Origin of the sequence: Streptomyces sp. NPDC046887 (genome assembly GCF_040644755.1) — a bacterium.
GTDB lineage: Bacteria > Actinomycetota > Actinomycetes > Streptomycetales > Streptomycetaceae > Streptomyces > Streptomyces lichenis.
The window spans coordinates 79,705-100,911 of the sequence record NZ_JBEYXH010000026.1 but is presented as its reverse complement, the minus strand read 5'-3'; the positions used below and the strand labels follow the sequence as shown (position 1 = coordinate 100,911).

14 protein-coding genes, 1 rRNA gene and 1 pseudogene are annotated in these 21,207 nt (G+C 73.0%); 9 read left to right on the top strand and 7 right to left on the bottom strand.

All coding sequences use genetic code 11. From position 1 onward, the window contains the following. Window positions 1-95 (top strand): 5S ribosomal RNA (gene rrf / locus ABZ945_RS22715); the annotation flags it as partial. A gap of 133 nt (window positions 96-228) precedes the next feature. Here rrf and ABZ945_RS22710 read toward each other — a convergent pair. From ABZ945_RS22710 to ABZ945_RS22690, 5 genes are read right to left on the bottom strand one after another with little or no spacing between them, the layout of a single operon-like run. Continuing rightward, complete coding sequence (locus tag ABZ945_RS22710) at window positions 229-1,539, bottom strand: DUF58 domain-containing protein (protein ID WP_361272401.1); 1,311 nt, start codon at window positions 1,537-1,539, stop codon at window positions 229-231. Between the two features lie 8 nt (window positions 1,540-1,547). Next, window positions 1,548-2,531 carry a MoxR family ATPase gene (locus ABZ945_RS22705; RefSeq protein WP_361272398.1) on the bottom strand — a complete coding sequence of 328 codons (984 nt, stop codon included), beginning with the start codon at window positions 2,529-2,531 and terminating at the stop codon, window positions 1,548-1,550. Further along, the gene (locus tag ABZ945_RS22700) at window positions 2,528-3,721 is read right to left on the bottom strand and encodes a DUF4350 domain-containing protein (RefSeq protein WP_361272396.1); all 1,194 of its coding nucleotides are present in this window, start codon (window positions 3,719-3,721) and stop codon (window positions 2,528-2,530) included. Before ABZ945_RS22700 ends, ABZ945_RS22705 begins: the two co-directional genes overlap by 4 nt. After that, entirely contained in the window at window positions 3,718-4,410 is a 693-nt protein-coding gene (locus ABZ945_RS22695; protein ID WP_361272393.1) for a DUF4129 domain-containing protein, read from the bottom strand. The genes ABZ945_RS22700 and ABZ945_RS22695 overlap by 4 nt, the downstream gene beginning before the upstream one ends. 4 nt (window positions 4,411-4,414) lie before the next feature. Beyond that, entirely contained in the window at window positions 4,415-5,386 is a 972-nt protein-coding gene (locus tag ABZ945_RS22690) for a hypothetical protein (RefSeq protein WP_361272391.1), read from the bottom strand. A 611-nt stretch (window positions 5,387-5,997) separates the two neighbouring features. Here ABZ945_RS22690 and mtnA point away from each other — a divergent pair. The 7 genes and pseudogenes from mtnA to ABZ945_RS22655 all read left to right on the top strand — a co-directional run. Further along, window positions 5,998-7,149, top strand: a complete 1,152-nt coding sequence (mtnA, locus tag ABZ945_RS22685; RefSeq protein ID WP_361272388.1) for an S-methyl-5-thioribose-1-phosphate isomerase — start codon at window positions 5,998-6,000, stop codon at window positions 7,147-7,149. A 4-nt stretch (window positions 7,150-7,153) separates the two neighbouring features. Continuing rightward, complete coding sequence (gene mtrA, locus ABZ945_RS22680) at window positions 7,154-7,843, top strand: two-component system response regulator MtrA (RefSeq protein ID WP_219852863.1); 690 nt, start codon at window positions 7,154-7,156, stop codon at window positions 7,841-7,843. 451 nt (window positions 7,844-8,294) lie between these two features. After that, window positions 8,295-10,340, top strand: coding sequence for an MtrAB system histidine kinase MtrB (gene mtrB / locus ABZ945_RS22675; RefSeq protein WP_361272385.1), 2,046 nt, complete (start codon window positions 8,295-8,297; stop codon window positions 10,338-10,340). Window positions 10,341-10,476: 136 nt separating this feature from the next. Next, complete coding sequence (locus tag ABZ945_RS22670; RefSeq protein ID WP_361272415.1) at window positions 10,477-12,255, top strand: LpqB family beta-propeller domain-containing protein; 1,779 nt, start codon at window positions 10,477-10,479, stop codon at window positions 12,253-12,255. Window positions 12,256-12,336: 81 nt separating this feature from the next. Beyond that, on the top strand, window positions 12,337-13,230 hold the full coding sequence (locus ABZ945_RS22665; RefSeq protein ID WP_361272383.1) for a ComF family protein: 894 nt from the start codon (window positions 12,337-12,339) through the stop codon (window positions 13,228-13,230). A 296-nt stretch (window positions 13,231-13,526) separates the two neighbouring features. Continuing rightward, the gene (raiA, locus tag ABZ945_RS22660; protein ID WP_361272381.1) at window positions 13,527-14,216 is read left to right on the top strand and encodes a ribosome-associated translation inhibitor RaiA; all 690 of its coding nucleotides are present in this window, start codon (window positions 13,527-13,529) and stop codon (window positions 14,214-14,216) included. Between the two features lie 407 nt (window positions 14,217-14,623). Beyond that, window positions 14,624-15,292 (top strand): annotated as a pseudogene (locus ABZ945_RS22655) (response regulator transcription factor); the annotation flags it as partial. 72 nt (window positions 15,293-15,364) lie between these two features. Here the strand turns inward: ABZ945_RS22655 and ABZ945_RS22650 are convergent. Further along, complete coding sequence (locus ABZ945_RS22650) at window positions 15,365-16,534, bottom strand: crosslink repair DNA glycosylase YcaQ family protein (protein ID WP_361272378.1); 1,170 nt, start codon at window positions 16,532-16,534, stop codon at window positions 15,365-15,367. Window positions 16,535-16,629: 95 nt separating this feature from the next. Further along, window positions 16,630-17,229: a GNAT family protein gene (locus ABZ945_RS22645; RefSeq protein ID WP_361272376.1), complete on the bottom strand. Its 600-nt coding sequence runs from the start codon at window positions 17,227-17,229 to the stop codon at window positions 16,630-16,632. A gap of 1,076 nt (window positions 17,230-18,305) precedes the next feature. On the opposite strand from ABZ945_RS22645, the gene secA reads away from it, so the two are divergent. Further along, window positions 18,306-21,128 (top strand): preprotein translocase subunit SecA, encoded by a 2,823-nt coding sequence (gene secA, locus ABZ945_RS22640; RefSeq protein WP_361272373.1) that lies wholly within the window; start codon window positions 18,306-18,308, stop codon window positions 21,126-21,128. Window positions 21,129-21,207: the final 79 nt, after the last annotated feature.

Sequence of the window (21,207 nt, the reverse complement as noted above, 5' to 3'; positions counted from 1 at the left end):
AAACGCCCGGTTACATTTCGAACCCGGAAGCTAAGCCTTTCAGCGCCGATGGTACTGCAGGGGGGACCCTGTGGGAGAGTAGGACACCGCCGAACAATTGTTGTGGGAAAGCCCCGTACCGGGTATCGGTACGGGGCTTTTCTGCGTTTGGAGCCCTATGTAGGGCGTAGGCGTATGCGGGCCGGATCCTGGTTTATGGGGTCCGGCCCGTTCTCGTATCGGCCGTGTCTACAGACGGCCCGCTGCCTTGAGCGCCAGATACGCGTCGGCCAGGGCGGGGGCGAGGTTCTCCGGGGTGGCATCGACGACGGTGACGCCGTGGCCCCGCAGCCGCTCGGCGGTGCGGGCACGGAGGGCGGTCGCCTTGGCGCCGGCGGCTGCCTCGTAGACGGCGTCCACTGTTCCGCGCGCCGAGGTCATCGCCTGGACGCGGGGGTCGGAGACGGACGCGACCAGGACGTTGTGGCGCTTGGTGAGCTGGGGGAGGACCGGTAGGAGGCCCTCCTCGACCGGTGCGGCATCCAGGCCGGTGAGCAGGACGATGAGGGAGCGCCGAGGGGCGTGGGCCAGAGCGGCGGAGCTGAGGCCGCGGGTGTCTGTCTCGACCAGCTCGGGTTCGAGGGTCGCCAAGGCGTCGACGGCGGCGGGCAGGACGTCCTTGGCCGATCGGCCCCGTACCTGGGCGCGCAGCCGGCGGTCGTAGGCGAGGAGGTCCACGCGGTCACCCGCGCGGGTGGCAAGGGCGATCAGCAGCAGGGCCGCGTCCATGGAGGCGTCCAGGCGCGGGATGTCGCCGACGCGGCCGGCGGAGGTGCGACCGGTGTCGAGCACGACGAGGAGGTGCCGGTCGCGTTCCGGGCGCCAGGTCCGTACGGCGAGGGTGGTCTGCCGCGCGCTGGCACGCCAGTCGATGGAGCGGGTGTCGTCGCCGGGGACGTACTCGCGGAGGCTGTCGAACTCGGTGCCCTCGCCTCGGGTGAGGACGCTGGTGCGGCCGTCGAGCTCACGCAGCCGGGCCAGGCGGGCCGGCAGGTGTTTGCGGCTGTGGAAGGGCGGGAGCGCGCGAACGGTCCACGGCACCCGGTGGCTGCCCTGGCGTGCGGCGAGGCCCAGCGGGCCGTAGGACCTGACGGTGATGCGGTCGGCCTGGTGGTCACCGCGGCGGGTGGGGCGCAGCAGGGTGGTGACACGGCGGCGCTCGCCGGCGGGAACGGTCAAGGCGTGGCGGGACGCGGCCTGTTCGGTGCCGGGGTGCCAGGCGCTGGGCGGCCAGGCGTCGCGGAAGCGGGCGCGAAGGGGCTTGGTGGAGGGGTTGGTGACGGTGAGGTGCACCTCGGCTGCGTCACCCAGTCGAACGCTTGTGTCACCAGATCGGGTGAAACGGAGGGATTTCACTGGCGCTGCGAGGACGTAGTCGCACAGTATTGCGAGTGAGAGAGGCGCGTTGACGGCGAGCATCCCGGTCCAGCTGGGGGCCAGGAAGCCGACGGGCAGCGAGCCGATCGCGGCGAGGAGCGCGGTGCGTCCGGTGAGGGCCATCGTTCGCCTCAGCGGGGCACGGGGACGTGGGCGAGGATGGTCGTGATGACGGAGTCCGGGGTGACTCCCTCCATCTCGGCCTCGGGGCGCAGTTGGATGCGGTGGCGAAGAGTGGGAAGAGCGAGGGCCTTCACGTCGTCCGGGGTCACATAGTCGCGACCGGTGAGCCAGGCCCAGGCGCGGGCGGTGGAGAGCAGGGCGGTGGCTCCCCGAGGGGAGACACCCAGAGAGAGCGAGGGGGACTCACGGGTGGCACGGCAGATATCGACGATGTAGCCGGTGACCTCCGGGGATACGGAGGTCTTGGCGACGGCGGCGCGGGCGGCCTCAAGGTCGGCCGGGCCCGCGACGGGACGGACGCCGGCGGCGTGGAGGTCGCGGGGATCGAAGCCCTCGGCATGGCGGGTGAGGACGTCGATCTCGTGGTCACGAGCGGGAAGGGGGACGGTCAGCTTGAGAAGGAACCGGTCCAGTTGGGCTTCGGGCAGGGGGTAAGTGCCCTCGTACTCGACCGGGTTCTGGGTGGCGGCGACCAGGAAGGGGTCGGGCAGGGCGCGGGGAGTGCCGTCGACAGTGACCTGACGTTCCTCCATCGCCTCCAGCAGTGAGGACTGCGTCTTGGGCGGGGTGCGGTTGATCTCGTCGGCCAGGAGGAGGTTGGTGAAGACCGGGCCGGGCTGGAAGGAGAACTCGGCGGTGCGGGAGTCGTAGACCAGGGAGCCGGTGATGTCGCCGGGCATCAGGTCGGGGGTGAACTGGACGCGCTTGGAATCCAGTTCGAGGGTGGCGGCCAGAGCGCGGACGAGCAGGGTCTTGGCGACGCCGGGGACGCCTTCCAGCAGGACGTGTCCGCGGCAGAGCAGGGCGACGACGAGACCGGTGACTGCGGGGTCCTGTCCGACCACGGCCTTGGCGATCTCGGAGCGCAGCGCTTCCAGGGCGGAGCGGGCGCGGTCCGAGCTCTCGGAGGTCTCGGGGGTCGGGGCGCTCATGAGGTGCGTACCTCTCTTTCGAGGGCGTCGAGTTGGTCGGCGAGAAGGATGAGTGCCGTGTCGTCGGCGGGGGTGGGTCCGAAGAGCAGGGCAGCGGGTTCGAGCCGGGTGGAAGGGAGGCGTTCGGAGACCGCGGGGAGGAGGACGCCGGGGTCGTGTGCCTGGCGGGGGGCCACCCCGACCAGCGGGGCGAGGCGGACACGGGAGGCTTCGCGCAGTACGGTCGCGGCCCGGTCGCGGGCGTCCGTCTTGCGGTAGAGGCGGGCGAGGCCCTCGGTGGTCTCGGAGGCGTGCACCACGGCGGGCAGTCGCTCGGTGACGAGCGGGCCCAGGCGGCGGGCCCGCCAGAGAGCGGCGAGTGCGCCGGCCAGGGCGAGTTGCAGTGTCCCCCAGAGCCAGCCGGAGGGGATGAGTTCCAGGAAGGAGTCCGAGCCGTCGTCGGCACGTTCGCCGACGGCGGTGGGATCGTCCAGAGAGGGGAGGTACCAGGTCAGATGGGTGCGGGAGCCGAGGAGTTGAAGGACCAGCGAGGCGTTGCCCTGTTCGTCCAGGTGCTCGTTGCGCAGCAGGTCGCCGGAGCCGAGCAGGACCGTCTCGCCGCCGGCGGGGCTGCCGACGCGGGCGAGGGAGGCGGATCCGTCGCTGGGGTAGCAGAGATGGCTGTCGGTGGCTTCGGTGGTGTAGAGGCGGCCGCCGAGGTCGACGGCGCCGGCGCGCTTCGCCGCCGGGAGGGCGCAGGAGGGCCGGAGCGTGGTGACGGGGGCGGTCGCGTCCGTGCGGACACCGGGGGCCAGGGTGCCGGTGGCGGAGGGCCCCGCGGAGAGGAGGAGCAGCCGGCCGCCGGTGGAGTCCAGTTCGGCCCGGAGGCGGCGCTGCTGCCGGTCGGTGAGGAGGTCGGGGGTGGTGACGAGCAGGGAGCTGCCGGGTCCGCTGTCGGCGAGGGCCTGGTCGAGTGTGGTGGCGACGCGGACCGTCACCCCGCGCTGCTTGAGCAGTTCGGCGGTGGCGCGGCTGCCGTCGGGGTCGGCGGAGCGGGGGTCGAGGCTGCCGTACTGGGAGTCGGCGCGCAGCAGCGCCATCACCGCGGCGGCCAGCAGCACCAGGGCGGCGGCCAGCAGTATGCCGCGGGCGCGGGTCCACACCTGGCGGGCGGTGCGGGCGGTCGAAGTGGCGGCGGGGGCGGTGGTCATGGTGCTCCGTTGGCCGCGTCGGTCAGCTGGGGCCAGGCTTGGCCGACCGCCGTGTCCAGGTGGGCGAGGCGCTGGTATGCCGCCTGGTCCGCGGCGCGGCCGCCGTATGCGACGTCGTCGAAGGCGCGGGCCGCGGAGCGCAGGGGCTCGGCGTGGTCGGGCAGGACGCGGCCGGCCTCGCCGGCTGCCTCGTCGGCGGTGCGGCCGGGGCGCGGGTCCAGGAGGGCGCGCTCCTCCAGGGAGCGGACCAGGGCGCGCATGCGTTCCTGGACGGCCTGGTTCCAGCGGCCGGCGGCGGCGTGGGCCTCGGCGGTGCGCCGGTGCTCGGCGGCGGTGCGGGGTCCCTCGCCGAAGAGGGTTTCGGAGGGCAGCCGGGTGCGGTCGGGGGTGCCGAGGCGCCACCACAGCGCCCCGACGACGGCCAGGGCGAAGAGGATGACGACCACCAGCCCGAGCACTCCGCCGGGGGTGGCTCGGGAGGCGGTGTCGAACAGTCCGCCGACCCACTCCCAGAAGGTTTCCAGGGCCTGCTGGAGGGGGTTCGGGTCGTTCTCGTGGTACATCGGGTCGGACAGTTCCCGCTCGGCCGCCTCCCGGGCCGGGACGCGCGGGATGTCCAGCGGTACGTCGTCGGCGTCGCCGTGCGCGTGGATCAGTGCCCGGGCCGCCACGCCCCCCGTGACCGGCACCGCATCAGCCCCTGGGGGCGGAGTCGCTGGGCGGAGGGCCGTAGCCGGGGACACCGGCCGCGCGGGCCAGCTCCAGGTCCAGGGCCTCGCGGCGGATGCGCTGGTCGATGTAGAGGAGTACCGGCACCCCGGAGGCGATCGGATAGGTGATCGCGGAGGAGACGACCGAGCCGATACCGGTGATGATCAGGAACGACCAGCCGAAGTCCGTGCCGGTGCCGCTCATGATTCCGGTGAAACCGTCGCCGTCGACGATGAGGGCGATGATCCCGAACGGGATCGAGATGATCATGGAGATCAGCAGGGTCAGCAGAATGGTGAGCGCCATGATGCCGAAGGTGCGCCACCAGGCGCCGCGCACCAGCTTGGCCGAGCGCTTGAGCGAGCCGATGACACCCTGGCGCTCCAGCATCAGGGCCGCGGAGGCCAGGGCGAAGCGGATGTTCAGCCAGACCATCACGACGATCCCGCCGAGGCTGCCCAGGGCGACCAGCGGGATCCCCGCCTCGGGAGTGGAGAGCAGCAACAGGCCGGGGAGCAGCGCGACGGCGGCGATCGCGATGTTCATGGCGGGCAGCAGCACGGTCAGGCCGAGCAGATGGGGCAGCCGGGGGCGCGACTCGCGCCAGACGTCGGCGAACTCGACCTGGCGGCCGAGTACCGAGCGGCTGATCACATTGGTCAGCAGCGCCGTGGTGAAGATCGAGGCCACCAGACCCAGGAGCACGGCCGGGCCGAGCGCCGCGAAGGTGGACTTCAGCGACTCCATCGCCGCGTCCATGGCCTCTTCGGTGGTGGCGTTGGGGCTCAGCTCGGGAGGCTGCGGTATCAGGTACCGCTCGATGAGAAGGGAACCGATCTCCATGATCACGGAGACGGTGACCGTGATGCCCAGCACGGTGCGCCAGTGGGCCCGCAGCGTGGAGACCGCGCCGTCGAGGATCTCGCCCATACCGAGCGGGCGCAGCGGGATCACACCGGGCTTGGCGGCCGGCGGGCGGCCCCAGCCTCCGGCACCCCACCCGCCGCCCTGAGGCGGGCCGCCCCAGCCGGGCGGAGGGACCGGACCGGACGCTCCGGGGGTGGCCGGTGGGGACCACTGGCCGGCGGGCGGCTGCTCCTTGGACCACTGGGGGCCCGTGCTGCCGGGAGCCGTGCTGCCGGGGCCCGTGCTGCCGGGCTCGGTGCTGCCGGGGCCCGTGCTGCCAGGACCGGTACCGCTGGGGCCTGCACCGCTGGGACTCGTACTGCTGGGACCCGTACCGCCGGGAGCCGTGCCGGTGGGGTGATCTGCCGGGCCGGTCTGCCCGGGAGCGTCGGCACTCCGGCCGTCCGAGGCGCCGGAGGCCCCCGGATCGTCGGAAGGGGAAGACCCCGGCGAGGTCCAGCCCGGAGTGTCGTTCACGCTCGTCCACCTCAACAGTCGGTCGCGGAGCCGGTCCGTCGAACCGGCGGGAACACCGTGCCGGGCCGCTCGTCTGGGCGGCAGGCTGGCAGCCATGGTGCCACGCGCCACCAGCCGCCGGACCGGGGCCCGGGGGCCATGGCCACCTTCATTGTCGGTGGCTCAGCGGGCAGACTGGGCGGATGGCTGATCAGCAGGCACAGACTGTCCTGGAGACCCGACCCCCCGCGCTGCCCGCGCTGCGTTGGGACGAGCCGCCGGAGGGCCCCGTGGTGGTCCTCCTCGATCAGACCCGGCTCCCCGCCGAGGAGGTCGAGCTGGTGTGCACGGACGTGCCCGCCCTCGTCGAGGCGATACAGCGGCTCGCGGTGCGCGGGGCGCCGCTGCTGGGCGTCGCCGGCGCCTACGGGGTGGCCCTGGCGGCGGCCCGCGGTTACGACGTACCGGAGGCGTCCGCGCTGCTCGCCGGTGCGCGGCCCACCGCGGTGAACCTCGGGTACGGGGTGCGGCGGGCGGCGGCCGCGCACCGGGCGGCCGCGGAGAAGGGCGCGGGCCGGAGTGATGCGGCGGCGGCCGCGCTGGCCGAGGCGCGGGCCCTGCACCGGGAGGACGCCGAGGCCAGCGCGGCGATGGCCGGCCATGGGCTGGCGCTCCTGGACGAGCTGCTGCCCGGCGGCGGCCACCGGGTCCTCACCCACTGCAACACCGGGGCGCTGGTCTCCGGCGGTGAGGGCACCGCGTTCGCGGTGGCGCTGGCGGCGCACCGCAAGGGCAGGCTGCGGCGGCTGTGGGTGGACGAGACCCGTCCGCTGCTCCAGGGTGCCCGGCTCACCACCTACGAGGCGGCCCGCAACGGCATGGCGTACACCCTGCTGACCGACAACGCGGCCGGTTCGCTGTTCGCGGCGGGCGAGGTGGACGCGGTGCTCGTCGGCGCCGACCGGATCGCGGCGGACGGCTCGGTGGCGAACAAGGTCGGCAGCTACCCGCTGGCGGTCCTGGCCCGCTACCACCATGTGCCGTTCATCGTGGTGGCGCCCGTGAGCACCATCGACCCCGACACCCCGGACGGCGCGTCCATCGAGATCGAGCAGCGTCCCGGACAGGAGGTGACCGAACTCACCGCACCCCCGCAGATAGCCACCGGTGCCCCGGGAGCGGTCAGTGGACTGCCCGTGGCGCCACTGGGCACTCAGGCGTACAACCCGGCGTTCGATGTGACGCCACCGGAGCTGGTGACGGCGATCGTCACCGAACTGGGGGCCGTTTCGCCGGTGACCGGGCCCGCGATAGCCGAGCTGTGCGCGAGGTCACGCCAGGCCCCGATGAGCTGATGGGATGATGTCGAATATGAAAGGACGCGTCCTCGTCGTCGACGACGACACCGCACTGGCCGAGATGCTCGGGATCGTGCTGCGTGGTGAGGGTTTCGAACCGTCGTTCGTAGCGGACGGCGACAAGGCACTGGCAGCCTTCCGGGAGGCCAAGCCTGACCTGGTGCTGCTGGACCTGATGCTGCCCGGACGGGACGGCATCGAGGTGTGCCGGCTCATCCGCGCCGAGTCCGGGGTGCCGATCGTGATGCTCACCGCCAAGAGCGACACCGTCGACGTGGTGGTCGGCCTGGAATCCGGGGCCGACGACTACATCGTCAAGCCGTTCAAGCCGAAGGAGCTGGTCGCCCGTATCCGGGCCCGGCTCCGCCGCTCGGAGGAGCCGGCACCGGAGCAGCTCACCATCGGTGACCTGGTCATCGACGTGGCGGGCCACTCGGTGAAGCGGGACGGGCAGTCCATCGCCCTCACCCCGCTGGAGTTCGACCTGCTGGTCGCGCTCGCCCGCAAGCCCTGGCAGGTCTTCACCCGCGAGGTGCTGCTGGAGCAGGTCTGGGGCTACCGCCATGCCGCCGACACCCGGCTGGTGAACGTGCACGTCCAGCGGTTGCGCTCCAAGGTCGAGAAGGACCCGGAGCGCCCCGAGATCGTGGTCACCGTCCGCGGCGTCGGCTACAAGGCCGGGCCGAGCTGACATGTTCCGCGGCAGTGCTGCTCCGAAGCCCGGGAGGAACGGGAACCCGGGAGTCCGTGCGGGGCGGGCTGCCGGACGGGGGACGGACGGGTCCGGGACGCCCGGGTCGGGTATGGCCGGATCGGAAACGGCCCGGTCGGAAACGGCTGGGTCGGGTATGGCTGGGTCGGAAACGGCTGGGTCGGGTATGGCTGGGTCGGAAACGGTCCGGTCGGAAACGGCTGGGTCGGGTAGGGCCGGGGTGAAGGCGAACGGGTCCGGGATGAACCGGTCTGGGACGTACGCGTCCGGGACGAGCGGGTCTGGGTCGACTGGATTCGGGTCGACCGGGTCCGGGGCGGGCGGGGCCCGGTCGAGTGGGGCCGGGGCCGGTGGGGCCGGGAAGGGCAGGGGCGGCAGGCGGCTGCCGGTCGGGCGCCGGCTGCTCCGCGGTGGCGCGCCGGGTGGGCGGGTGCTGCGGCTGCTGGTCCGCTGGGTGCGGCGTCCGCTGCTCCCCGCGGTCCGGTTGTGGCGGCGCAACATCCAGTTGCGGGTGGTCGCCGGCACCCTGCTGATGTCCCTGGGCGTGGTGCTGCTGCTCGGCTTCGTCGTCATCGGGCAGATGCGCAACGGCCTGCTCGACGCCAAGGAGCGGGCCGCGCAGAGCCAGGCCTCCGGCGGATTCTCCGCCGCCCAGGACCCGGCCCGGTTCACCGGGCCCGGCCAGGACGGCGGCGCCGGCAACGACGACACCGCCCGGACCTCGCTGAACTGGCGCTCCGACCTGGTGGTGCAGCTCGCCTCCGGCGGACAGGGCGCCTTCAACGTCGTGGCGCTCAGCTCCGCCAACGAGGGCGCCGCCAGCCGGGGCGCCCGCGCCTCCGGCGGGGTCGACCCGGCGACCAGCATCCCCGCGGGGCTGCGGGACTCGGTGGCCTCGGGCACCGGCACCTTCCAGACGTACACCCGGGTGCACTACACCGACGGCAAGCGCTCCGAGGCCGCCCTGGTCATCGGCAAGCGCCTCAACGACGTCGACGGCAACTCCTACGAGCTGTACTACCTCTTCCCGCTCACCCAGGAGGAGGACTCGCTGTCACTGGTGAAGACGACCCTGGCGACGGCCGGACTCTTCGTGGTCGTGCTGCTCGGCGCGATCGCCTGGCTGGTGGTGCGCCAGGTCGTCACCCCCGTGCGGATGGCCGCCGGCATCGCCGAGCGGCTCTCCGCCGGACGCCTCCAGGAGCGGATGAAGGTCACCGGCGAGGACGACATCGCCCGGCTCGGCGAGGCCTTCAACAAGATGGCGCAGAACCTCCAGCTGAAGATCCAGCAGCTGGAGGAGCTGTCCCGGATGCAGCGCCGGTTCGTCTCCGACGTCTCGCACGAGCTGCGCACCCCGCTCACCACCGTGCGGATGGCGGCCGATGTCATCCATGAGGCCCGGCAGGACTTCGACCCGGTCACCGCGCGCTCCGCCGAGCTCCTCGGCGACCAGCTCGACCGGTTCGAGTCGCTGCTCGCGGACCTGCTGGAGATCAGCCGCTTCGACGCGGGCGCCGCCGCGCTGGAGGCCGAGCCGATAGACCTGCGCAATGTCGTGCACCGGGTCATCGGCGGTGCCGCGCCGCTGGTCGAGCGGAAAGGCGGCCGGATCGTCGTCCTCGGCGACGAGCAGCCGGTCATCGCCGAGGCCGACGCGCGCCGCGTGGAGCGCGTGCTGCGCAACCTGGTGGTCAACGCGGTCGAGCACGGCGAGGGCCGGAACGTCGTGGTGCGGCTCGCCGCCGCGGGCGGCGCGGTCGCCGTCGCGGTGCGCGACCACGGGGTCGGGTTGAAGCCCGGCGAGGCCACACGGGTGTTCAACCGGTTCTGGCGGGCCGACCCGGCCCGCGCCCGTACCACCGGCGGTACGGGTCTTGGCCTGTCGATCGCCGTCGAGGACGCCCGGCTGCACGGCGGCTGGCTCCAGGCCTGGGGCGAGCCGGGCGGTGGCTCCCAGTTCCGGCTGACACTGCCGCGTACCGCCGACGAACCGCTGCGCGGCTCGCCCATCCCGCTGGAGCCGGAGGACTCCCGGCGCAACCGCGAGCAGGCCGCCGCGGCCGCCCCGACGGGACAGGAGCCCGGACGGGCGGTGTCCCGGCCGGCCGGCCTGGACTGCGGGGGGCTGCCGATGCCTCCCGGTGTCGCCCTGCCGGGCCGCCCGCCCCAGCAACCCGCCGCCGACCCCACCGCGCTGCCGGGCAACGGCGCCCGGGTGGTGCCGCGCGGGGACCGGGACGATGGTGACGTCTCGCCGGGCGGAGCCTCACCGGGGAATGTCGCGACGAGTGGCGCCTCGCCGGGCGCGGAGCGGTCGGGCGGGGAGCGGCCGAAGGGGGAGCAGGGGGAGCAGGGGGAGAGCGCGGACGGGTCGGTCGAGGGGCGGCGTGCACCCGGCAGCGGGAGCGGGAGCAGCGAGGAAGGCCCGCGGGCGCGGGACGGTCGGCGGGAGGGGTCGAGACGTGAGCGGTGACCGGCGGCGGGCCCGTCGTGGTGCGGTGGGAGTGCCCGGCGGGCGGGGGAGGCGTCCCGGGCGGAGGCGGGGTCCCCGGCCGGTACGGGCGCTGGTGCTGGTGGCGGTGGGGGCGCTGCTGGCCGGTTGCGCGTCCATGCCGGACGGCGGTGACGTATCGCAGGTGAAGGCCTCCAACCCGGGCGACTCGCAGGTGCGGGTGTATCCGGTGCCGCCGCGCGAGGAGGCCGAGCCCGGGGAGATCGTGGACGGCTTCCTGGAGGCGATGACCGGTGACGACCCCGGGTTCGCGATCGCGCGCAAGTATCTGACCAAGCGGGCGGCGAGCGGCTGGAAGCCGGAGGAGCGCACCACGGTGCTGACCTCGGCGCCCGCCAGCGGCCAGCCGGAGCGCCCGGCGGACCGCCCGACGGGCCGCGAGGAGGCCGCCGCCGGGCTGCTGTACCGGCTGTCCGGACGGCAGATCGCCGCAGTGGACAGCAGCCACGCCTACCAGCCGGTCCGCGCGGCCCGCTACACCGGTGCGCTGCATCTGGTGCAGGTGCCCGGCGCCGACGGCCGCAGCCGCGAGTGGCGCATCGACAGCCTGCCCCAGGGCCTGCTGCTGAGCGAGTCCGACTTCCAGCGCAACTACCGCTCGGTGAACACCTACTACTTCGCCTCCGGGCAGCAGCGCACCATGGTCGCCGACCCGGTGTACATCCGGCAGCGGCAGGACCCGGTGACCCGGATGGACCCGGTGGCGCAGACCGTACGGGCCCTGCTGGACGGCCCCACCAGCTGGCTGGCGCCGGTCGTGGAGTCCAGTTTCCCCACCGGCGCGGCACTGCGCGAGGGCGTCACCGCGCTGGCCCCCGACGACCAGAACCGGCTCAAGGTGCCGCTGGACGGGAAGGCGGCCGACGTCGGCCAGGAGCGGTGCCGGCGGATGGCCGCGCAGCTGCTGCTGACCGTCGGCAGCATCGGTGCCACCCGCATCGAGCAGGTGGAGCTCCAGCGTCCGGACGGGCGTCAGGCGTGCGTACTGGACGAGAGCGACCAGGACGAGTACCGCACCGACCCCTCCGGGGGGATGCGCGCCAACCCCTACTTCGTGGACGCCTCCGGCCGGCTCGCCCGGCTGGAGGTCGGTACCGAGGACGTCGGCCTGCCGGTTCCGGTGGAGGGCCCGTTCGGCAACGGTACGGTCCGGGTCGGCCAGGCGGCCGTGGCCCGTGACGAGCGGCGTGCGGCCGTGATCTCCGACGGGGGCAGCCATCTGCGGGTGGCGTCCGTGGTCTCGGACGTCGAACTGCCCGGTGTCCTGGTGGACAGCCGCGGCGTCCGGCCCGAGGACCGGCTGTCCACACCGAGCTGGGACGGCCGGGACGGACTCTGGGTCGCCGACCGGAATCCGGCCGACCCCAGGCTGCTGATGGTGCCGGACGACATCGGCAGGCCGCTGGAGGCCACCACACCGTGGCTGACCGACGGGGTACGGATCGAGGAGGTCAAGGCCTCGGCGGACGGGGTGCGGATCGCGCTGCTGCTGCGCAAGGGCGAGACCACCAGCCTGTACATGGGCCGGGTGGAGCGGCACGGCAGCGGCCAGGAGCAGACCGTGGAGGTGGTCGACCTCCAGGCGGTGGCGCCCCGGATGGACTCGGTGCGGTCGGTGTCCTGGGCGGGTCCGAGCCGGCTGGTGGTGCTGGGGAAGCCCGCCGGCGGCGTGGAGCAGGTGCGTTACCTCCAGACGGACGGTTCCACCTCGGGCGCGGCGGTGCCGGGGCTGAACCAGGTGCAGGCGATCGCCGCGGCGGACGACGAGCGGGCCCCGCTGGTGGCCGCCGCCGACGACGGGATCGTCCGGCTCCAGGCCGGTGCCAACTGGCAGCCGATGGTGAAGAAGGGCAGCGCCCCGGTGTATCCGGGATAGCCCCCGTCTCGTACCCGCCGGCTTGGGAGACGGTTGTCCACAGGGGTGGCCGGGGTGGGCGGGCGCTGCCACCGTGGAGTGGTGCGACAGTGGTGGGAGGAGATCGCCGGGCTGGTGCTGCCCGTCGACTGCGCGGGGTGCGGCCGGCCCCGTACGCGGCTGTGTGAGGGCTGCGCGCAGGCGCTGTACGGGAGCGGGGCGCAGCGGGTGCGGCCGGTGCCGGAGCCGCCGGGGCTGCCCCCGGTGTTCGCGGCCGCCCCGTACGCGAACGGCCCCCGTGCGGTGCTGCTGGGCCACAAGGAGCGGGGCGCCCTGCCGTCGGCGCGGCCGCTGGGCGCGGCCCTGGCGGAGGCGGTACGGGCGGCCGCCGCGTTCCGCCCGGCATCCGTCGTCCGCCCGGCATCCGTCGTCCACCCGGCATCCGTCGTCCGCCCGGCATCCGTCGTCCGCCCGGCATCCGTCGTCCGCGCGGCCGGTACCACCGCACGGGGTGGTGGCGGTGGGCCGCTGCTGCTGGTGCCGGTGCCGTCGGCACGGCGCGCGGTACGGGCGCGGGGCCATGACCCGGGGCGCCGGATCGCCACCGCCGCGGCCGCCGAGCTGCGACGCACCGGAACACCCGCACGGGTGCTGCCGGTGCTGCGCCAGCGCGGACGGGTGGCCGACCAGGCGGCGCTGACGGCCGCGGAGCGGCTGGACAACATGGCCGGGGCGCTGGAGCTGGTCCCCGGCGGTGGGCGGCTCCTCGACGGATGGCTGCGCGACGGATGGCCGCGCGAGGGCGGGCGGCCGGTGCTGGTGGACGATCTGATGACCACCGGGGCCTCCCTGGCGGAGGCCGCTCGCGCCCTCGCCACGGCCCTTCCCGCCGGTCGCCGGGGGATTCCCGCGGCGGTCGTCTGCGCTCCGGCGATGTCGTTCGAATTAAACCGGAACGGACGGGGAACTTGCATCGTTGCAGGTGGTGAGAGCTGAAAGCACCTGATCGTAGACAGGTACGGACAGCGGGTGCCGATACCCGCTCCTGCGAGCTATGTTCGGTGTGAGGAATGGCGAAAGCCGCGCTTCACCGAATGCGCTGGGTGCTGCGCCGGGATGTGTTCCGGGGCAGGTCAGAGCATCGATGACTGGTGGGGTTGGAGGCTTGCCGACGGGGGAGGAGGAGGTCGAGTCGCCAAGTCCGGGACTCCGGCGCTCACCGGGGTCTGGGTGTAAAAGGAAATGCTCGCCGGCCGGTGGGCCGGCCAAGCTATCCGGGAACGGAGTTCTGCGTGGACATCGTCGTCAAGGGCCGCAAGACCGAGGTACCCGAGCGGTTCCGCAAGCACGTGGCCGAGAAGCTGAAGCTGGAGAAGATCCAGAAGCTCGACGGCAAGGTGATCAGCCTCGACGTCGAGGTGTCCAAGGAACACAACCCGCGGCAGGCCGACCGGTCGGACCGCGTGGAAATCACACTCCACTCCCGCGGCCCGGTGATCCGGGCGGAAGCATCGGCGGCCGACCCCTACGCCGCGCTGGACCTCGCCACCGGCAAGTTGGAGGCGCGGCTGCGCAAGCAGCACGACAAGCGCCACAACCGCCGGGGCACGGGCCGGCTGTCGGCCGCGGAGGTCGCCGACACCGTGCCGGGTGTGGCCCAACTGAGTGCTGACGGCACCGTCATCCCCACCGAAGCCGAGGACGCCGTTCCGACGACCCGGATCGGCTCCCTGGAGGTGCAGGGGGAAGGGCCCCTGGTGGTCCGCGAGAAGACCCACACGGCCGCGCCGATGACGCTCGACCAGGCTCTCTACGAGATGGAGCTGGTCGGGCACGACTTCTACCTGTTCGTCGACTCCGAGACGAAGCAGCCCAGTGTGGTCTACCGGCGGCACGCCTACGACTACGGCGTCATCCACCTGGAGAGCGACCCGCTGGCCGGTGCCGAACCCGGCGGCGCCGGCGGTGCGCTCGGCGGCTGAGCGTGACTGACAGCGGCTGACGGCAGCCCGTCCGCCTTCATACGGTGCCTCGACGTGCCCCTGGAGCGCCCCTTGTGCGCCCCAGGGGCACCACCGTGCCACCACGGGTTCACACCCGCCACCGCTGGTACCCCGCGCCGCCCCCTGGACGTGGAATCATGTCCGCACGCGCCAACCATTGCCCCGATGAACGAGGTTGGCGGAAGGAAGCGCAAGCGTCAGGCGATGCCTGCAGGGGAGGAACGATGGCGGACAGCTTCGGCCCGGTGCACTACCGGGGAGGCTCCGGCGCCCCGATGAGCGGAACCGGCGCCGCGCGCGATGCCGACGGCCGTGATGCTCGGGATCGGAATGACCACGACCGTGATGCCGATGGACCGGGTGGTGGTCGTGGGGAGGGTGTGCCGGCGCGGTCCGAACCGATCCGGGTCCTCGTCGTCGACGACCACGCCCTCTTCCGCCGGGGGCTGGAGATCGTCCTCGCCCACGAGGAGGACATCGAGGTGGTCGGCGAGGCGGGGGACGGCGCGGAGGCCGTCGACAAGGCCGCCGACCTGCTGCCCGACATCGTGCTGATGGATGTGCGGATGCCCCGGCGCGGCGGTATCGAGGCGTGCACCTCCATCAAGGAGGTCGCCCCCAGCGCGAAGATCATCATGCTGACGATCAGCGACGAGGAGGCGGACCTCTACGAGGCCATCAAGGCGGGCGCCACCGGGTACCTGCTCAAGGAGATCTCCACCGACGAGGTGGCCACCGCCATCCGCGCGGTGGCCGACGGCCAGTCGCAGATCAGCCCGTCGATGGCCTCCAAGCTGCTCACCGAGTTCAAGTCGATGATCCAGCGCACCGACGAGCGGCGGCTGGTCCCCGCACCCCGGCTGACGGACCGGGAGCTGGAGGTGCTGAAACTGGTCGCCACCGGGATGAACAACCGGGACATCGCCAAGGAGTTGTTCATCTCCGAGAACACCGTGAAGAACCATGTCCGCAACATCCTGGAGAAGCTGCAACTGCACTCCCGGATGGAGGCGGTGGTCTACGCGATGCGGGAGAAGATCCTGGAGATTCGATAGTGGGGGTGGGGCGAGGTGGGGCGGGGCGGGGACGGTCGTTCGGTGGTCTGGAGGCCGGTGGCCCGGGGGCGGCTAGAGGGCGGCCAGGGTGGCCGTCAGCGGGGCCGCCAACTCCGTACGGTCCACGCGCTCCACGCGTACCGCGTCGCAGCCCACCCACTCCGCCGCCTCCCGCAGGGCCCGGGCCATCGGCTCCACCGCCTTGGCGGAGTCCAGCGACACCTGGCGGGCGATCAGGGTGCGCCCCTCCCGCGCCGGGTCGACCCGGCCCAGCAGCCGGCCGCCGGCCAGCAGCGGCATCGCGAAGTAGCCGTGTATGCGCTTCTGCCGGGGCACATAGGCCTCCAGCCGGTGCGTGAACCCGAAGATCCGCTCGGTGCGGGCGCGCTCCCAGATCAGTGAGTCGAACGGGGAGAGCAGTGTGGTGCGGTGCCGCCCGCGCGGTGCCGTCTCCAGCGCGGCCGGGTCCGCCCAGGCGGGCTTCTCCCAGCCCTGGACGCGCACCGGGACCAGTCCCGAGTCGGCGACCACGGCGTCGAACTGCTCGCCCTTGAGCCGGTGGTAGTCCGCGATGTCGGCGCGGGTGCCCACCCCCAGGGCCTCCCCGGCCAGCCGCACCAGGCGCCGCAGGCACTCGGTGTCGTCCAGCTCGTCGTGGAGCAGCTCCGCCGGGACGGCCCGCTCGGCCAGGTCGTACACCCGCTTCCAGCCCCGCCGCTCGACGCACACCACCTCCCCGTACATCAGCGCGCGCTCCACGGCGACCTTGGACGCCGACCAGTCCCACCACTCCCCGCCGTTCTTCGCGCCGCCGAGCTCGGTGGCGGTGAGCGGCCCCTCGGCGCGCAACTGCTTGACCACCGTCTCGTAGGCACCCTCGGGCAGGTCGTGCGACCACTGCGGGCGCGCGCGGAAGGCCCGGCGGCGGAAGGCGAAGTGCGGCCACTCCTCGATGGGCAGGATGCAGGCCGCGTGCGACCAGTACTCGAAGGCGTGCGCCCCGGTCCAGTACGCGGCGTCGACCACCGGGCGGCCCACGGCGCCCAGCCGCGCGTACGGCACCAGCTCGTGCGAGCGGGCCAGCACCGAGATGGTGTCCAGCTGTACGGCACCCAGGTGCCGCAGCACCCCGCGCACACCGGCCCGGCGGTCCGGGGCGCCCAGCAGGCCCTGGGCACGCAGCGCGATCCGACGGGCCTCGTCGGCGGAGAGTTCGGCGAGAGGGGGCGGCGCGGTCGTCATGAGGGGCACGATAGACCGCGCCACTGACACCCCGGCGCGCCGCCTGCCGGGCGCCCGCCCGGACTCGCCGGTTCCGCCGGCTCCAGCGGTTTCGGTCAGGCGGCGGGGTCCGGCGACGCGGTGACGCGCGGGGCGGGGAGGTACGGCACGGGGGTGGGCAGGCCGAGGTCGGAGGGGAGCAGCGAGGCGCGCCAGCAGTCGCGCAGGGTGCCGTTGTTGCTCAGGGCGGCGCGCTGGACGCCCTCCAGGGTGAAGCCCGCGCGCCGCGCCGTACCCAGGGATGCGGTGTTGCCCACCTCGGCCAGCCAGTCCAGCCGGTGGCAGCCCAGCTCGGTGAAGGCCCAGCGGGCCAGCGCGGAAACGGTCTCGGCCGTGTAGCCGGCGCCGCGGTGGCGGGCGCCCATCCAGTACCCGACCTCCCAGTACCCGGGACGCGGGTGGCGGACGGAGGCCGCGCCCATCGGCGTACCACCGCCGGGTCCGCGTACCGCGAAGGTGAACTCCGTCTCGTGGTGCCAGCCGTCCGGGGCCATCCGCAGCACGAAGGACTCGGCGTGCTCACGCCCGTACGGCACCGGGACCGTCGTCCAGCGCTGCACCGCCGCGTCCTGGCAGGCCTCGAAGACGGCGTCGACGTCCTCCGGCGTGAAGGTGTCCAGCAGCAGGCGCGGTGTCGTCAGCGTGACGGGTTCCATGACGGGATTCTGGTCGCGGCGGGGCGCTCTGGCGAGCGCTTTACGTCGGTGGGGAGGCAGGGAGGGGGCGGCCGGGCCGCTGCGGGTGGCTCCGGCGGGGGCGGGTCGTCGGCGGGCTGTGTGTGCGGCCTCCGCGCGTTGCGCGAGCCCCTTGGCGGGTTGACGGGACCGGGGCGTGCCGGAGGGCTGTGGGGCCGGTGGGGTCGGTGGGGGACGTACGCCTGGGGTGGCGCGCGGCTGCCTGCGGCGGGCGGGCCCGTGGGGAAGCATGCCTGCGTCCGTGGCCTGGCCTGGCCTGGTCGAGCGTCCCGGCGGCGCCACTCGGCGGGCGGGGCGGGTCGCGCGGGGCGGCCCGTACACCCGGGCAGGGATGAGCCTCGCGCGGCCCGGGTGGGGACGCCGCCTGGCCCAGCGGGTCCGGGCCCCGGAGCAGGGCGCCCCGCGTCCGTGGGCCCGGTAGGGCGTCCTGGCGGAGGAGCGGGTGCCGGGTGCTCCCCGACGGACGCTCAGCGTCACGGCGACACCACGCTGCGGGGTACGGCCCCGGGGTCGGTGCCACCGCGGTGGGCGACGCGGGCCGCGGTGGGCGGCCCCGTACGCCCGGGCGAGCGCGCTCTCCGCCCGCCCGCGTCGGTCCGCTCACAGGCCTCCTGCCTGTCCCCCCGGCAGAGGCGCGAGGGCCCTGGCCGCGGGGCGCGGGGCTGGGGCTCGGCGATCGGCCCCCGGCCCGCCTCCCTGGCCCCCTCCCCGGCCTGTCTCCCCGGCCCGCCTCCGGCCGAGCGGGCGGGCCCCGGCGGGGAGGTCCCGGCGGGGGAGGTCCCGGGGGCCGGTTTCGGATCGGGCGGCACCTTCCGGGCCTTCTGTGCGTTCTCCTGGCAGGGCGGTGTGCCGTGGCGGCGGGCGGCTGTGGTACGCGGCGGGGTGCGCACCTCCCGGCGCGGCGGCGTCCTCGCTTACGATGGCCGATGCGGTGGGGCCCACCTGCCGTGCCCGTGCCAGCGTCCACGGCGGTCCAGGACCGGACCGTGTGGACCCAGACCCAGTGCCAGGCCCGACCGGCAAGGAGACCAGCCTCAGTGTCCGTCTTCAACAAGCTCATGCGTGCAGGCGAAGGCAAGATCCTGCGCAAACTGCACCGCATCGCGGACCAGGTCAACTCCATCGAAGAGGACTTCGCCGCCCTCTCCGACGCCGAGTTGCGCGCCCTGACCGACGAGTACAAGCAGCGGTTCGCCGACGGCGAGAGCCTGGACGACCTGCTGCCCGAGGCGTTCGCCACGGTCCGCGAGGGGGCCAAGCGGGTGCTCGGCCAGCGCCACTACGACGTCCAGATCATGGGCGGCGCCGCGCTGCACCTCGGCTATGTCGCCGAGATGAAGACCGGTGAGGGCAAGACCCTCGTCGGCACCCTGCCCGCGTACCTCAACGCGCTCTCCGGCAAGGGCGTGCACCTGATCACGGTCAACGACTACCTCGCCCAGCGCGACTCCGAGATGATGGGCCGGGTCCACAAGTTCCTGGGCCTGGAGGTCGGCTGCATCCTGGCGAACATGTCGCCCGCGCAGCGCCGTGAGCAGTACGCCTGCGACATCACCTATGGCACCAACAACGAGTTCGGCTTCGACTACCTGCGCGACAACATGGCGTGGTCGCAGGAGGAGCTGGTCCAGCGCGGCCACAACTACGCCTGCGTGGACGAGGTCGACTCGATCCTGGTGGACGAGGCCCGTACGCCGCTGATCATCTCCGGCCCCGCCGACCAGGCCACCAAGTGGTACGGCGACTTCGCCAAGCTGGTCACCCGCCTCACCCGCGGTGAGCCCGGCAACCACCTCAAGGGCATCGAGGAGACCGGCGACTACGAGGTCGACGAGAAGAAGCGGACCGTGGCCATCCACGAGTCCGGCGTCGCCAAGGTCGAGGACTGGCTCGGCATCGACAACCTCTACGAGTCGGTCAACACCCCGCTCGTCGGTTATCTGAACAACGCCATCAAGGCGAAGGAACTGTTCAAGAAGGACAAGGACTACGTCGTCATCGACGGCGAGGTCATGATCGTCGACGAGCACACCGGCCGTATCCTCGCCGGCCGCCGCTACAACGAGGGCATGCACCAGGCGATCGAGGCGAAGGAGGGGGTGGACATCAAGGACGAGAACCAGACCCTCGCCACGATCACCCTGCAGAACTTCTTCCGCCTCTACGACAAGCTCTCCGGTATGACCGGTACGGCGATGACCGAGGCCGCCGAGTTCCACCAGATCTACAAGCTCGGCGTGGTCCCCATCCCGACCAACCGCCCCATGGTCCGCAAGGACCAGTCGGACCTGATCTACCGCACCGAGGTGGCCAAGTTCGCCGCGGTCGTGGACGACATCGCGGAGAAGCACGAGAAGGGCCAGCCGATCCTGGTCGGCACCACCTCGGTCGAGAAGTCCGAGTACCTCTCGCAGCAGCTCAGCAAGCGCGGTGTGGCGCACGAGGTGCTCAACGCCAAGCAGCACGACCGGGAGGCGACCATCGTCGCCCAGGCCGGCCGCCGCGGCGCCGTCACCGTCGCCACCAACATGGCCGGCCGCGGCACCGACATCAAGCTCGGCGGCAACCCGGACGACCTCGCCGAGGCCGAGCTGCGCCAGCGCGGCCTGGACCCGGTCGAGCACCAGGAGGAGTGGGTCGCCGCGCTGCCCACCGCTCTGGAGAAGGCCGAGCTGGCGGTCAAGGCCGAGTCGGACGAGGTCCGCGACCTCGGCGGGCTGTACGTGCTGGGCACCGAGCGCCATGAGTCGCGCCGTATCGACAACCAGCTGCGCGGCCGCTCCGGCCGCCAGGGCGACCCGGGCGAGTCCCGCTTCTACCTCTCCCTCGGCGACGACCTGATGCGGCTGTTCAAGGCCCAGATGGTCGAGCGCGTGATGGCCATGGCCAACGTCCCGGACGATGTGCCGATCGAGAACAAGATGGTCACCCGGGCCATCGCCTCCGCGCAGTCCCAGGTCGAGCAGCAGAACTTCGAGACCCGTAAGAACGTCCTGAAGTACGACGAGGTGCTCAACCGGCAGCGCGAGGTCATCTACGGCGAGCGCCGCCGCGTCCTGGAGGGCGAGGACCTGCACGAGCAGGTCCAGCACTTCATGAACGACACCATCGACGCGTACATCCAGGCCGAGACGGTCGAGGGCTTCGCCGAGGACTGGGACCTGGACCGGCTGTGGGGCGCCTTCCGGCAGCTCTACCCGGTCAAGGTGACCATCGAGGAGCTGGAGGACGCGGCCGGCGACCGGGCCGGGATCACCTCCGAGTTCATCGCCGAGTCCATCAAGGACGACGTCCGCGAGCAGTACGAGGCCCGCGAGAAGCAGCTCGGCTCGGACATCATGCGCGAGCTGGAGCGGCGTGTGGTGCTCTCCGTGCTGGACCGCAAGTGGCGTGAGCACCTCTACGAGATGGACTACCTCCAGGAGGGCATCGGCCTGCGCGCCATGGCGCAGAAGGACCCGCTGGTCGAGTACCAGCGCGAGGGCTTCGACATGTTCACCGCGATGATGGAGGGCATCAAGGAGGAGTCCGTCGGCTACCTGTTCAACCTGGAGGTCCAGGTCGAGCAGCAGGTCGAGGAGGTCCCGGTGGAGGACGCCGCGGCCCGTCCCTCGCTCACCAAGGAGGACGCGGTGCCGGCGGGCGGCGGCGCGCGGCCCGAGATCCGCGCGAAGGGCCTGGAGGCCCCGCAGCGCCCGGACCGACTGCACTTCTCCGCCCCCACGGTGGACGGCGAGGGCGGGGTCGTCGAGGGCGACTTCGACACCGACCCGACCGGCGCCACCGCCGGCTCGGACGGTCTGACGCGGGCGGAGCGCCGCAAGGCCGCGAAGGGCGGCGGGCGCCGCCGCAAGAAGTGACCTGGTCCGGCCGGGGGGCTCCCCCGGCCGGAGAGGTGTACGGCCTGCGGGGCCGGGTGCGGGGCCGGGCGTCGATGCC